The sequence below is a fragment of the Pseudoxanthomonas sp. USHLN014 genome, assembly GCF_037153335.1.
GTDB classification, from domain to species: domain Bacteria; phylum Pseudomonadota; class Gammaproteobacteria; order Xanthomonadales; family Xanthomonadaceae; genus Pseudoxanthomonas_A; species Pseudoxanthomonas_A winnipegensis.
Window position 1 is genome coordinate 1 of sequence record NZ_JBBCKO010000018.1, and the last position, 12,985, is coordinate 12,985.

Below are 12,985 nucleotides of genomic sequence, written 5' to 3' on the forward strand. Positions count from 1 at the left end.
CGTTGAGCGTCTGGCTTCGGAGGGGCAGCGGGGGGGGGGGGGGGGGGGGGGGGGGGGGGGGGGGGGCCGGGGGGCGCGGGGGGGGGGGGGGGGGGGGGGGCGCCGGGCCCGGGGGGGGCCGCCCCCCCCCCCCCGGCCCGCTGCCTCGCGCGTCAGGTCATAGGGCTTCGGCTTACGGAATCGTTTGATCTCTTTCTTCACGCAGAACGCGGCCAGTGACGGGAAATCATCGACTTGAGGCCCCCTCCCTTGCGCGTAGTGCAGGGGAGGGATGGGGAGGGGCCGGGGCTTTCCCGGTCAAGCCGCCGAAGCAACAGCAACAGCACCCCACCCCGGCCCTCCCCTTCGCCTGCGGCGAAAGGGAGGGGGCAAAGGAGCCCCAATCCTGCGCACGGCGGCACTTTTTATGGCCCTTCAGGTATGCATTCCTAATGCATACCTGAATCGACATACTCATGGTTTTCCTATTGTTGGCGACAAGATCGCGGGCTTTCCGAAGATTTAGAGGAATTTAGGGCATCCACGCCAATGGTTGCATTTGAGGGCAAGCGGGCGACGCTGCATACTGGCGAGCCCCCCGCGCGGCACTCCTGCTGCGCGCCACAGCTTGGATCCCCACTCAATGACGCAAACCATCACGGTCATCCGCGGCGACGGCATCGGCCCGGAAATCATGGAAGCCACCCTGTACGTGCTCGACGCACTCAAGGCCGGCCTGACCTATGAAGAAGCCGACGCCGGCCTGGTCGCGCTGGAGAAGCACGGCGACCTGCTGCCCGCCTCGACCCTGGCGTCGATCGAGAAGAACAAGGTCGCGCTGAAGAGCCCGCTGACCACGCCGGTGGGCGAGGGTTTCACCTCGATCAACGTGACCATGCGTCGCCACTTCGACCTGTACGCCAACGTGCGTCCGGCGATCTCCTTCCCCAACACCAAGTCGCGCTTCGGCAGCGGCGTGGACCTGATCACGGTGCGCGAGAACACCGAGGGCGCCTACCTGAGCGAAGGCCAGGAAGTCTCCGCCGACGGCGAAACCGCCGTGTCGATGGCGCGCGTGACCCGCAAGGGCTCCGAGCGCATCGTGCGCTACGCCTTCGACCTGGCCCGTGCCACCGGCCGCAAGAAGGTCACCTTGGTGCACAAGGCCAACATCATCAAGTCAACCTCGGGCCTGTTCCTCAAGGTCGGCCGCGAAGTGGCCAAGGACTACCCCGACATCGAGTGCAACGAGATGATCGTGGACAACACCTGCATGCAGCTGGTGATGCGTCCGGAGCAGTTCGACATCATCGTGACCACCAACCTGTTCGGCGACATCCTCTCGGATCTGTGCGCCGGTCTGGTCGGCGGCCTGGGCCTGGCCCCGGGCGCCAACATCGGCACCAACGCGGCGATCTTCGAGGCCGTGCACGGCTCGGCGCCGGACATCGCGGGGCAGGGCAAGGCCAACCCCTGCGCGCTGCTGCTCGCCGCCGCCCAGCTGCTCGACCACATCGGCCAGCCGGACAACGCCACGCGCCTGCGCAAGGCGATCGTGGCCACGCTGGAAGCCAAGGACTCGGTCACCCCGGATCTGGGTGGCACCGGCAACACCATGGGCTTCGCTAAGGCCATCGCCAGCCGCCTCTGAGCCCCGCCGACCCCGCAACGAAAAAGGGCGCCTCGCGGCGCCCTTTTTCGTCATGCACTTCGATCAGTGGCCGGGAGGAGGGGCTTTCACCATTCCCCACTCCCGATTCCCCATTCCCGTCAGTTCCGCGACTGCAGCTTGGACAGCAGACGCAGGAACTCCACGTACAGCCACACCAGCGTGACCATCAGGCCGAAGGCGCCGTACCACTCCATGTACTTGGGCGCGCCGGCGTCCACGCCGGATTCGATGAAGTCGAAATCCAGCACCAGGTTCAGCGCGGCCACCACCACCACGACCAGGCTGATGCCGATGCTGACCACGCCCGAGCCGTGCAGGTAGGGCACGTTCATGCCGAACAGCTGCATCACCATCGAGACCAGGTACATCACCATGATGCCGCCGGTGGCCGCGACCACGCCCAGCTTGAAGTTCTCGGTCGCCTTGATCAGGCCGCTGCGATAGGCCATCAGCAGCGCGAACAGCGTGCCGAAGGTCAGCAGCACGGCCTGGAACACCACGCCGTGGAAGCGCATTTCGTACAGGGCCGAGACCGAGCCGAGGAAGAAGCCTTCCACCAGCGCGTACAGCGGCGCGGTGACCGGCGACCATTCCTTCTTGAACACCGTCACCAGCGCCAGCACGAAGCCGCCGATCGCGCCGCCTATCACGTAGACCGCTGCGCCGGCGGCCGCCGTCATCTCGCCGTTGGGCAGGGCGATGGTGGACTGGTTCCAGGCGAAGGCCGCGGTCAGCACGCTCAGCAGCAGCAGGAAGCCGGTCTTGTTGACCGTGCCGTTCAGGGTCATCGCCCCGCCGTCGCGGGTGACCACCGCGCCGGTGCCGAGGTCGAGGAACGTGGACTCTTTCAGAGCCGGATTGCCGCTGCGGATCATGGTGCCTCCCTGGGCGATACCTTCGAATGATGCTGGTGCGAAAGGCGGGACTCGAACCCGCACGGGGGTTACCCGCTGGAACCTAAATCCAGTGCGTCTACCAGTTCCGCCACTTTCGCATGAGGTCGCGCGCATTCTACCTGTCCATCGCGACAGTAGGCGCTGACGATGCTGTTAGTGCTCGGTTTGCCCGATCGTTGCGGCAGCGGCGCTGGCCGGATCCAGCGGGCGGGGAAGTCGCCGCGCTGCCTTGCGCCGCGCCGGAGCGCGCGGCTTTGCGAAGCCGGAAAAGAAAGAAGGCGCCCAGAGCACTGGACGCCTTCTTGTTTGGTGGGCCGTCAAGGATTCGAACCTTGGACCTATTGATTAAGAGTCAACTGCTCTACCAACTGAGCTAACGGCCCCGAAAACTGGTCGCGCAGTATACGCGATGATTCGGTTTGTGCAACACCCTTGTCGAAGAAAACCGCTGCGGATTGGGGTGGCTGAGGGGACTCGAACCCCCGACATCTGGAATCACAATCCAGTACTCTAACCAACTGAGCTACAGCCACCACTGATACCGCATCCAGCCTCGTGCACCGGTGAATTGGCGCGCCCGACAGGAATCGAACCTGTAACCGCCGGCTTAGAAGGCCGGTGCTCTATCCAGTTGAGCTACGGGCGCCCGGCTGGATCGCATCCGGACTACATCGATCGGACCGCGTTGGATGGTCGGGGTAGAGGGATTCGAACCCCCGACATCCTGCTCCCAAAGCAGGCGCGCTACCAGACTGCGCTATACCCCGGAAACCGTGTGCGGGCCGGCGACTCGCCGGTCCCTGACCGACGTTGCCCGCCGGAAAGGACGCGTATTGTCTGGATGCGAGGTGCACCTGTCAACGCGCCTGGACGCATTTGTGGTCAAACCGCGCCCGATCGGCGAAACTAGCGCGTTCGGCAAGGGGCCCGACCGCGGCATCCGCGGCCCGCGTCCGAAGCAACCCCTTCAACCTTCAACAACGATGACCCGCGACCAGCCTTGCGTCGCGGTTGCAGGAGCTAAGTGAGATGACCGTTTCCGTCGAATCGACCGGCAGCCTTGGGCGCCGCATGAGCTTCACGCTGCCGGCCGAGCGCCTGGACAACCACATCGGCGGCCGCCTGCGCGAGCTCAGCCGCACCGTGCGCATCAAGGGCTTCCGCCCGGGCAAGGTGCCGGCCAAGGTGATCGAGCAGCGCTTCGGCAAGCAGGTGCGCGCCGAGGCCCTGGACGGGCTGCTGCGCGAGACCTTCGACTCGGCCGTGCGCGAACAGGCCCTGCAGCTGGCCGGCAACCCGCGCCTCGAGCCGGCCGGCGAGGGCGAGCTGGAGTGGGTCGCGACCTTCGAGGTGGTGCCGGACTTCGGCGAGATCGACGTCTCCAAGCTCAACGTCGTGCGCCATACCGCCGAGGTGACCGACGCCGACATCGACCAGATGATCGAGAACCTGCGCCTGCAGCGCCGCACCTTCGAGGCGGTGGATCGCCCCGCCGCCGAGGGCGACCGCGTCGCGCTGGAGACCTGGTCGCAGGCCGGCGACGAGCGCCTGCCCGCCGAGGGCGTGGAGACCGGCGCCACCCTGATCGGCTCGGGCGTGATGTTCGCCGACATCGAGCAGGCCCTGGTCGGCATGTCCAAGGGCGAGGACAAGGAGATCACCGTCGCCTTCCCGGCCGACTGGCGCGTGCCGCAGCTGGCCGGCAAGAGCGTCCAGGTGCACCTGAAGGTCACCGACGTGGCCGCCTCGGTGCTGCCGCCGGTGGACAAGGACTTCATCAAGAGCTTCGGCGTCAAGAGCGGCGACGAGACCCAGTTCCGCGCCGACATCCGCACCAACCTGGAGCGCGAGCTCAAGGGCGCCCTGGCCAACCGCCTGCGCCGCGAGGTGGGTGAGCAGCTGATCGCCGCCTACGCCTCGGTCGAGATGCCCGAGCGCCTGGTCGAGAACGAGGCCCGCGCCATGCTGGCCCAGCAGGTCGAGCAGGCCCGCCGCCAGGGCCAGAACGTGCAGGTGCCCGACGACGCCTACCAGGGCTTCCTGGACCCGGCGCGCAAGCGCGTGCTGGTTGGCCTGCTGGTGGGCGAGGTCGCCCGCCGCAACGAGCTGCGCCTGGACCCCAAGCGCGTGCAGGAAACCCTGCGCCTGATCGCCTCCACCTACGAGGAGCCCGAGCAGGTCATTGAGTTGTACCGCAACGACCCCCAGATGATGGCTGGGCTGCAGTCCCGTGTGATGGAGGAGCAGGTGATCGACTGGATCGCCGAGCGCGCCCAGCACACCGAACAGGGCCTGTCCTTCCAGGACGCGATCCGGCAGTAACGGTCCCCGGTTTCGCCATCGGTCCGGCGCCCCAAAGGCGCCGGCCGGTGCGGTGAGGCGGGATCCAGCGCAATCCACGTGTCCCCTCCCGGGGAGACGGATCCAACAACGATAAGGTGCCTCACTCCATGGATAACCTGACCAAGGCCTTGAATCTCGTTCCGATGGTGGTCGAGCAGACCAGCCGCGGCGAGCGCGCCTACGACATCTATTCCCGCCTGCTCAAGGAGCGCGTGATCTTCCTGGTCGGGCCGGTCGACGACCACGTGGCCAACGTGATCGTGGCGCAGATGCTGTTCCTCGAGGCCGAGAATCCCGAAAAGGACATCAGCTTCTACATCAACTCGCCCGGTGGCGTGGTCACCGCCGGCATGGCGATCTACGACACCATGCAGTACATCAAGCCGGACGTGAGCACCATCTGCGTCGGCCAGGCCGCCTCGATGGGCGCGCTGCTGCTGGCGGCCGGTGCGGCCGGCAAGCGCTATGCGCTGCCCAACTCGCGCGTGATGATCCACCAGCCGCTGGGCGGCTTCCAGGGCCAGGCCACGGACATCGACATCCATGCCCGCGAGATCCTGACCCTGCGCCACAAGCTCAACGAGATCCTGGCCAAGCACACCGGCCAGTCGCTGGAGACCATCGCCCGCGACACCGAGCGCGACAACTTCAAGAGCGCCCAGGACTCCAAGGCCTACGGCCTGGTGGACGAGGTGCTGGAGCGCCGTCCGGACGAGTCGATCCAGTCTGCCTGAACGAACGGCCGGCTGGCCGGGATCCTTTCGGCCCTCGCGCGCCGGGCGGCAACGACCCGGCGCGCGTCGTTTCAAGCCGGTCCAGCCGCCCGGGGCGGCCCGGGGCCCGGAACTTGCAGACGGATTTCTGCGTTCCGGGCGCGGCGGCGGGCAGACGCCAACGGCGCCGATCCGGTGCTATTCTCGAAATCGAATGCCCCCGCGGGGGCAGCTGTGAGTGGGTAAAACAAGCATGAGCGAAGACCGCCAAGGCCGTTCCGGCGAGAGCAACAAAATCCTGTACTGCTCGTTCTGCGGAAAGAGCCAGCACGAGGTCCGCAAGCTGATCGCCGGCCCGAGCGTGTTCATCTGCGATGAATGCGTGGAGCTGTGCAACGACATCATCCGCGAGGAACTCGAGGAGAAGGCGCAGTCGGCGCGCAGTTCGCTGCCCAAGCCGCGCGAGATCCTCGAGGTGCTCGACCAGTACGTGATCGGCCAGCAGCGCGCCAAGCGCACGCTCGCCGTGGCCGTGTACAACCACTACAAGCGCATCGAGAGCCGCCAGAAGAGCGACGACGTCGAGCTGGCCAAGTCCAACATCCTGCTCGCCGGGCCGACCGGTTCGGGCAAGACGCTGCTGGCCGAGACGCTGGCGCGGCTGCTCAACGTGCCGTTCACCATCGCCGATGCGACCACGCTGACCGAGGCCGGCTATGTCGGCGAGGACGTGGAGAACATCATCCAGAAGCTGCTGCAGAAGTGCGACTACGACGTCGACAAGGCGCAGCAGGGCATCGTCTACATCGACGAGATCGACAAGATCTCGCGCAAGAGCGAAAACCCGTCCATCACCCGCGACGTGTCCGGCGAAGGCGTGCAGCAGGCGCTGCTGAAGCTGATCGAAGGCACCGTGGCCAGCGTCCCGCCGCAGGGCGGCCGCAAGCACCCGCAGCAGGAATTCCTGCAGGTGGACACCAAGAACATCCTGTTCATCTGCGGTGGTGCCTTCGCCGGCCTGGACAAGATCATCCAGGCGCGTTCGACCGAGGCCAGCGGCATCGGCTTCGGCGCCAAGGTCAAGTCCTCGGAGAAGAAGCCGGAGATCGGCAAGGTGCTGTCCGAGGTCGAGCCGGAGGACCTGATCAAGTTCGGCCTGATCCCCGAGTTCGTCGGCCGCCTGCCGGTGGTCGCCACGCTGGAGGAGCTGGACGAGCCGGCGCTGGTGAAGATCCTCACCGAGCCGAAGAACGCCATCACCAAGCAGTTCAAGCGGCTGTTCGACATGGAAGGCGTGGAGCTGGAATTCCGCCCCGACGCGCTGTCGGCGATCGCGCGCAAGGCGCTCAAGCGCAAGACCGGCGCCCGCGGCCTGCGCACCATCGTCGAGTCGGTGCTGCTGGACACCATGTACGACCTGCCGTCGCTGGAAAACGTCGGCAAGGTGGTGGTGGACGAGTCGGTGATCGAGCACAAGTCCGAGCCCTACCTGATCTACCAGAATCCGCCGGCCGCGCCCAAGGTCGCATCGGCCGAATGATCGGGTAAGTCCTTGATCGCCAACGGGCTCCGGATTCTCGCTTGCATCGCCCAGCCAATGGCCCCATAACGGGGCCATTGGCATTTTTGCGGCACGTGTTCGCACTGCTTCCCAGCCTGCCTCCCCGCACTTTCCTGGAGCCCCCATGGCCCGTACCGAACCCCAGATCCTGGACCTGCCCGTGCTGCCGCTGCGCGACGTGGTGGTCTTCCCGCACATGGTCATCCCGTTGTTCGTCGGCCGCGACAAGTCGATGCGCGCGCTGGAGCAGGCCATGGCCGCCGACAAGCGCATCCTGCTGGTCGCGCAGAAGTCGGCCGACACCGACGACCCGACCGCGGCCGACCTCTACCAGATCGGCACCCTGGCCCAGGTGCTGCAGCTGCTGAAGCTGCCCGACGGCACGATCAAGGTGCTGGTCGAGGGCATCGCGCGCGTGGCGGTCAGCGAGATCGTCGAACGCGAGCAGTCGCTGTACGGGCAGGGCGAGGAGATCGACACCGACGAGGCCGCCGAATCGCGCGAGATCGAGGCCGTCGCGCGTTCGCTGATGAGCCTGTTCGAGCAGTACGTCAAGACCAACCGCAAGCTGCCGCCGGAGCTGCTGCAGACCCTGGCCGGCATCGACGAGCCAGGCCGCCTGGCCGACACCATCGCCGCGCACCTGGGCGTGCGCCTGAGCGACAAGCAGCGCCTGCTGGAGACCATCCCGGTCGGCGAGCGGCTGGAGCTGCTGGTCGGCTTCGTCGACGGCGAGATCGACGTGCAGCAGCTGGAGAAGCGCATCCGCGGCCGGGTCAAGTCGCAGATGGAGAAGTCCCAGCGCGAGTACTACCTCAACGAGCAGATGAAGGCGATCCAGAAGGAGCTGGGCGAGCTGGACGACGCGCCCAACGAACTGGAGGAGCTGACCCGCAAGATCGCCGCGGCCGGCATGCCCAAGGCCGTGGAGACCAAGGCGCGCAACGAGCTCAACAAGCTCAAGCAGATGTCGCCGATGTCGGCCGAGGCCGCGGTGGTGCGCAACTACCTGGACTGGATCCTCGGCGTGCCGTGGAAGAAGCGCTCCAAGGTGCGCAAGGACCTCAAGGTCGCCCAGGAGACGCTGGACGCCGACCACTATGGTCTGGAGAAGGTCAAGGAGCGCATCCTCGAGTACCTCGCCGTGCAGTCGCGCGTGAAGCAGATGAAGGGCCCGATTCTGTGCCTGGTCGGGCCGCCGGGCGTGGGCAAGACCTCGCTGGGCCAGTCCATCGCCAAGGCCACCAACCGCAAGTTCGTGCGCATGGCGCTGGGCGGCGTGCGCGACGAGGCCGAGATCCGCGGCCATCGCCGCACCTACGTCGGCTCGATGCCGGGCCGCATCGTGCAGAACCTCAACAAGGTCGGCACCAAGAACCCGCTGTTCGTGCTGGACGAGATCGACAAGATGTCGATGGACTTCCGCGGCGATCCGTCCTCGGCCCTGCTGGAAGTGCTCGACCCCGAGCAGAACCACACCTTCAACGACCACTACCTGGAAGTGGACCTGGACCTGTCGGATGTGATGTTCGTGGCGACTTCCAACTCGCTCAACATCCCCGGCCCGCTGCTGGACCGCATGGAAGTGATCCGCATCCCCGGCTATACCGAGGAGGAGAAGCTCAACATCGCCCAGCGCTACCTGGTGCCCAAGCAGCTCAAGGCCAACGGCCTCAAGCCCGATGAGCTGAAGATAGAGGAAAGCGCGGTGCGCGACATCGTGCGCTACTACACGCGCGAATCCGGCGTGCGCAGCCTGGAGCGCGAGATCGCCAAGATCTGCCGCAAGGTGGTCAAGGAGATCGCGCTGGCCGGCCCGCAGCTGGAGAAGAAGGCCAAGAAGGGCCAGGCGCGCATCGTGGTGTCCGAGAAGAACCTGGAGAAGTACCAGGGCGTGCGCCGCTTCGACTTCGGCCGCGCCGAGGAAGCCAACGAGATCGGCCTGGTCACCGGCCTGGCCTGGACCGAGGTCGGCGGCGACCTGCTGCAGATCGAGGTCACGCTGGTGCCGGGCAAGGGCGGCATGACGCTGACCGGTCAGCTGGGCGATGTGATGAAGGAATCGGCCTCGGCCGCGCTGTCGGTGGTGCGTTCGCGCGCCGAGAGCCTCGGCATCGATACCGAGTTCCTGCAGAAGCAGGACGTGCATCTGCACGTGCCCGATGGCGCCACGCCCAAGGACGGCCCGAGCGCCGGCATCGCGATGGTGACCGCGCTGGTGTCCACGCTGACGCGCAATCCGGTCAAGGCCGAAGTGGCGATGACCGGTGAGATCACCCTGCGCGGCCGCGTCTCGGCCATCGGTGGCCTGAAGGAGAAACTGCTCGCCGCCATGCGCGGTGGCATCACCACCGTGATCATCCCCGAGGAGAACCGCAAGGACCTGGCGGACATCCCCGAGTCGGTGCTCAAGGGCATGGAGATCGTGCCGGTGAAGTGGATCGACGAGGTGCTGGACCTGGCGCTGGAGCGCCCGGTCGGGCCGGTCGGCGGCTCGGAAGGCGACAAGGGCGTGGAGGTGCCGCAGCCGGCCAAGCGTGCGCCGCAGCGCGATGTCAAGCATTGACTTTGCGCGCTTCATGAAACCTAAAACGCGCTGAAACCCGCGCCGTTATTAGGTTTTTCGGTTGCGGCACCGGGGTGCGGCTGGTATAAAAGCCGCACCCAAGGACGTCCCCAACGGTCGTTCGCAGTGGGATCCAACCGGCCCGACGTGGCGCAAGCCCCGGGCCGGTCACACATTCAGCGGTTGCATACCGCACATGGAGTTATCGCAATGAACAAAGCCGAATTGATCGAGGCTGTCGCCAGCCGTTCCGACCTGAGCAAGGCTGATTCCACCCGTGCCGTCGACGCCGTCGTGGCCAGCATCACCGAAGCGCTGAAGGGCGGCGACTCGGTCACCATCGTGGGCTTCGGCACCTTCCAGGTGCGTGGCCGCGCCGCGCGTACGGGCCGCAACCCGAAGACCGGCGAGAACATCGAAATCGCCGCTTCGAAGAATCCTGCATTCAAGGCTGGCAAGGCTCTGAAGGACGCTGTAAACTAACCCGCTCAGCTCGCCAGGGTGCTTAGCTCAGCGGTAGAGCGTCTCCTTTACACGGAGAGGGTCGGGGGTTCGAAACCCTCAGCACCCACCAAGCACCACAGCCAAGAGTTTCAAGCGCGGAGCGGTAGTTCAGTCGGTTAGAATGCTGGCCTGTCACGCCGGAGGTCGCGGGTTCGAGTCCCGTCCGCTCCGCCAGTTGTTCCAAAAGCCCCCGAGCGATTGGGGGCTTTGCTTTCCCCGAAGGGTGAAGGCAGATGTTGTGCAAAGCGTTTCAAGCGCGGAGTGGTAGTTCAGTCGGTTAGAATGCTGGCCTGTCACGCCGGAGGTCGCGGGTTCGAGTCCCGTCCACTCCGCCAGTTGTTCAAAGCGCCCGCCGGCGACCCCGGCGGGCGTTTTCTTTTGTGCTTCACCGCACGCGGCGCGGGCAAACACATTTCGCCAGCCTCGACACGATCGTGTGCGGTTACTCGGCAGATGACTGGGATTTCTCTCCACCCGAAGTCTTAAGGCGTAACGCGGCGAGGCGGCGGTCCGGCGGGCGGTGGCCGCCACTAGCGAGGCAGGAGCCGAGCGCCTTAAGGCAGGGCAGGATGCCCTGATCGAGGGACAAGCGGCCACCGCCCGCCGGATCGCTGCCCCTCCGAAGCCAAACGCCCCACGCCCGGCCCCGGACCGGAGGAGAGTCTTTTCCTTCGGCTGAGCATGGCGTCAGGAGCGGCCAAGCCGGCGGCATTGCGCGTGGAACCACGCTAAACTGCGCGGCTTGCCGAACCTGACCTAACGACTCGATGCTGCAGACTCTTCGCGAAAAGACCTCAGGCTGGATCGCCACCGTGGTGATGGGCCTGCTGATCGTTCCGTTCGCCTTCGTGGGCGTGAACGAGTACATGAGCGGTGGTCCGGATTCCTCCGTGGCACGCGTGCAGGCCCCGCCGACCTGGTGGCCCTCGGCCCCGTCGTGGCCGCCGCTCTCGCTGCTGTGGCAGCACGCCGACATCAGCGTGCAGGACTATCAGCGCGCCGTGAGCGACGCACGCCGCCGCCAGCAGGCGCAGCAGCGCGATGCCTTCGACGCCCGCGAGTTCGACTCGGCCGCCAACAAGCGCAAGATCCTGGACGACCTGATCGACCGCAAGGTCGTCGAGCTGGCCGCCACGCGGGACGGCGTGGCGGTGAGCGATGCCGCGCTGCGCGAAGCGATCGCCTCGGACGCCAGCTTCCAGCAGGGCGGCAAGTTCGACGGCGCCACCTACGCCGCGATCCTGCAGCAGAACGGCCTGACCCCGACCACCTACCAGCAGCAGCTGCGCCAGGACATGACCATCTCCCTGGTGCCGCAGGGCCTGGCGATGAGCAGCTTCGTCACCGATCAGCAGATGGACCAGTTCTTCAAGCTGATGGGCGAGACGCGCGATGTGACCCTGGCCACCCTGCCGGCGCCGACCCCGGACACCGCACCGGTCACCGATGCCCAGGCCAAGCAGTGGTACGACGCCCACCGCGTCGACTTCCGCAAGCCCGAACAGGTCAGCGTGGAGTACGTCGAGGTCGACGCGTCCAAGCTGCCGCCCGCGCCGGTCGTCGACGAGGCCGAGCTGCGCAAGCGCTACGAGGCCGATACCGCGCGCTTCTCCACCGAGCAGCGCCTGGCCTCGCACATCCTGATCTCGGTGCCCGCCGGCGCCGATGCGGCCGCGCAGAAGGCGGCCGAGGACAAGGCGGCCAAGCTGGCCGAACAGGCCAAGGCGCCGGGCGCGGACTTCGCCGCGCTGGCCAAGGCCAATTCGCAGGACCCGGGCTCGGCCGAGAACGGCGGCGACCTGGGCTGGGTGACGCGCGGGATGATGGTCGGCCCGTTCGAACAGGCCCTGTTCGGCATCGCCAAGCCGGGCGAGGTGGTGGGCCCGATCAAGAGCGAGTTCGGCTATCACGTGATCAAGCTGCGCGAGGTCAAGGGCCAGTCCGCCAAGCCCTTCGAGGACGTGCGCGCGCAGCTGGCCGCCGAGGCGCAGAAGGAAGCCGACGCCAAGCACTACAACGACGTGGCCGGCAAGCTGGTCACCGCCACGCTGGACAACCCGGACTCGCTCGCCGCCGGCGCCCAGGCCGCCGGACTGCAGGTGCAGAAGGCCGGCCCGTTCTCGCGCGGCGATGCGCCGGGCCTGCTGGCCAACCCGCAGGTGCTGCGCGTGGTGTTCGACGAGCAGCAGATCGCCGACCGCACCGCCAGCCAGCTGATCAAGATCGACGATACGCACGCCCTGGTGGTGCGCGTGACCGACCACAGCGAGGCGACCGACCAGCCGCTGGACAAGGTCAAGGACCAGGTCGTGGCCGCCGTGCGCGCTGACCGCGCCGAGAAGGCCGCCGAAAAGCTGGCCGACGACGTGCTGGCGCGGGTGAAGAAGGGCGAGAGCCTCAAGGCCATCGCCGACGCGGCGCATTACCAGTTCGGGCAGATCCCGGGCCTGCCGCGCGGCGCCCAGATCCCCTGGCGCGAGGGCAGCCAGGCCCTGTTCGCCGCGCCCGCGCCCGAGGCCGGCAAGGTCACCCCGGGCAAGGTGCGCATGGAAGACGGCCGCTTCGTGGTCTTCACCGTGGACAAGGTCACCCCGGGCGATCCCACCAAGCTGCCCGAGGCCCAGCGCGACCAGTTGCGCCAGCAGCTCACCCAGCTCTACGCGGGCGCGGACGTGCAGCAGTACGTCCAGGACACGCGCCGCAAGTTCAAGGTCGTGGTGCACGAAGACAAGCTGTAAGCGCGTCTTCGTC

The 12,985-nt window shown here is 66.8% G+C and carries 8 protein-coding genes and 8 tRNA genes; 10 read left to right on the top strand and 6 right to left on the bottom strand.

Annotation, left to right across the window (positions count from 1 at the left end; all coding sequences use genetic code 11):
- Nucleotides 1-622: 622 nt before the first annotated feature.
- Nucleotides 623-1,630 carry an isocitrate dehydrogenase gene (locus WFQ05_RS20065; protein ID WP_130529136.1) on the top strand — a complete coding sequence of 336 codons (1,008 nt, stop codon included), beginning with the start codon at nucleotides 623-625 and terminating at the stop codon, nucleotides 1,628-1,630.
- A gap of 119 nt (nucleotides 1,631-1,749) precedes the next feature.
- On the opposite strand, the gene WFQ05_RS20070 is transcribed toward WFQ05_RS20065, so the two are convergent.
- The 6 genes from WFQ05_RS20070 to WFQ05_RS20095 all read right to left on the bottom strand — a co-directional run bounded on the left by WFQ05_RS20070 (nucleotide 1,750) and on the right by WFQ05_RS20095 (nucleotide 3,314).
- On the bottom strand, nucleotides 1,750-2,526 hold the full coding sequence (locus WFQ05_RS20070) for a Bax inhibitor-1/YccA family protein (RefSeq protein ID WP_337055148.1): 777 nt from the start codon (nucleotides 2,524-2,526) through the stop codon (nucleotides 1,750-1,752).
- Between the two features lie 33 nt (nucleotides 2,527-2,559).
- Nucleotides 2,560-2,645 (bottom strand) — tRNA-Leu (locus WFQ05_RS20075).
- Between the two features lie 209 nt (nucleotides 2,646-2,854).
- Nucleotides 2,855-2,930, bottom strand: a tRNA-Lys gene (locus WFQ05_RS20080).
- A gap of 73 nt (nucleotides 2,931-3,003) precedes the next feature.
- Nucleotides 3,004-3,080: transfer RNA gene (locus tag WFQ05_RS20085), tRNA-His, on the bottom strand.
- Between the two features lie 36 nt (nucleotides 3,081-3,116).
- Nucleotides 3,117-3,193: transfer RNA gene (locus tag WFQ05_RS20090), tRNA-Arg, on the bottom strand.
- A gap of 44 nt (nucleotides 3,194-3,237) precedes the next feature.
- Nucleotides 3,238-3,314 (bottom strand) — tRNA-Pro (locus tag WFQ05_RS20095).
- Nucleotides 3,315-3,576: 262 nt separating this feature from the next.
- Between WFQ05_RS20095 and tig the strand changes: the two genes are divergently transcribed.
- From tig to WFQ05_RS20140, 9 genes are all read left to right on the top strand, one after another.
- The gene (tig, locus tag WFQ05_RS20100; protein ID WP_306992960.1) at nucleotides 3,577-4,869 is read left to right on the top strand and encodes a trigger factor; all 1,293 of its coding nucleotides are present in this window, start codon (nucleotides 3,577-3,579) and stop codon (nucleotides 4,867-4,869) included.
- Between the two features lie 128 nt (nucleotides 4,870-4,997).
- Nucleotides 4,998-5,624 carry an ATP-dependent Clp endopeptidase proteolytic subunit ClpP gene (clpP, locus tag WFQ05_RS20105; RefSeq protein WP_130519989.1) on the top strand — a complete coding sequence of 209 codons (627 nt, stop codon included), beginning with the start codon at nucleotides 4,998-5,000 and terminating at the stop codon, nucleotides 5,622-5,624.
- Nucleotides 5,625-5,856: 232 nt separating this feature from the next.
- Nucleotides 5,857-7,143, top strand: a complete 1,287-nt coding sequence (gene clpX / locus WFQ05_RS20110; RefSeq protein WP_130519991.1) for an ATP-dependent Clp protease ATP-binding subunit ClpX — start codon at nucleotides 5,857-5,859, stop codon at nucleotides 7,141-7,143.
- A gap of 145 nt (nucleotides 7,144-7,288) precedes the next feature.
- Nucleotides 7,289-9,730 carry an endopeptidase La gene (gene lon / locus WFQ05_RS20115; RefSeq protein ID WP_337055149.1) on the top strand — a complete coding sequence of 814 codons (2,442 nt, stop codon included), beginning with the start codon at nucleotides 7,289-7,291 and terminating at the stop codon, nucleotides 9,728-9,730.
- A gap of 210 nt (nucleotides 9,731-9,940) precedes the next feature.
- Nucleotides 9,941-10,213: an HU family DNA-binding protein gene (locus WFQ05_RS20120; protein ID WP_130519995.1), complete on the top strand. Its 273-nt coding sequence runs from the start codon at nucleotides 9,941-9,943 to the stop codon at nucleotides 10,211-10,213.
- A 16-nt stretch (nucleotides 10,214-10,229) separates the two neighbouring features.
- Nucleotides 10,230-10,304: transfer RNA gene (locus WFQ05_RS20125), tRNA-Val, on the top strand.
- 27 nt (nucleotides 10,305-10,331) lie between these two features.
- Nucleotides 10,332-10,408 (top strand) — tRNA-Asp (locus WFQ05_RS20130).
- A gap of 84 nt (nucleotides 10,409-10,492) precedes the next feature.
- Nucleotides 10,493-10,569: transfer RNA gene (locus tag WFQ05_RS20135), tRNA-Asp, on the top strand.
- A 432-nt stretch (nucleotides 10,570-11,001) separates the two neighbouring features.
- Nucleotides 11,002-12,972 carry a SurA N-terminal domain-containing protein gene (locus WFQ05_RS20140; RefSeq protein ID WP_337055150.1) on the top strand — a complete coding sequence of 657 codons (1,971 nt, stop codon included), beginning with the start codon at nucleotides 11,002-11,004 and terminating at the stop codon, nucleotides 12,970-12,972.
- Nucleotides 12,973-12,985: the final 13 nt, after the last annotated feature.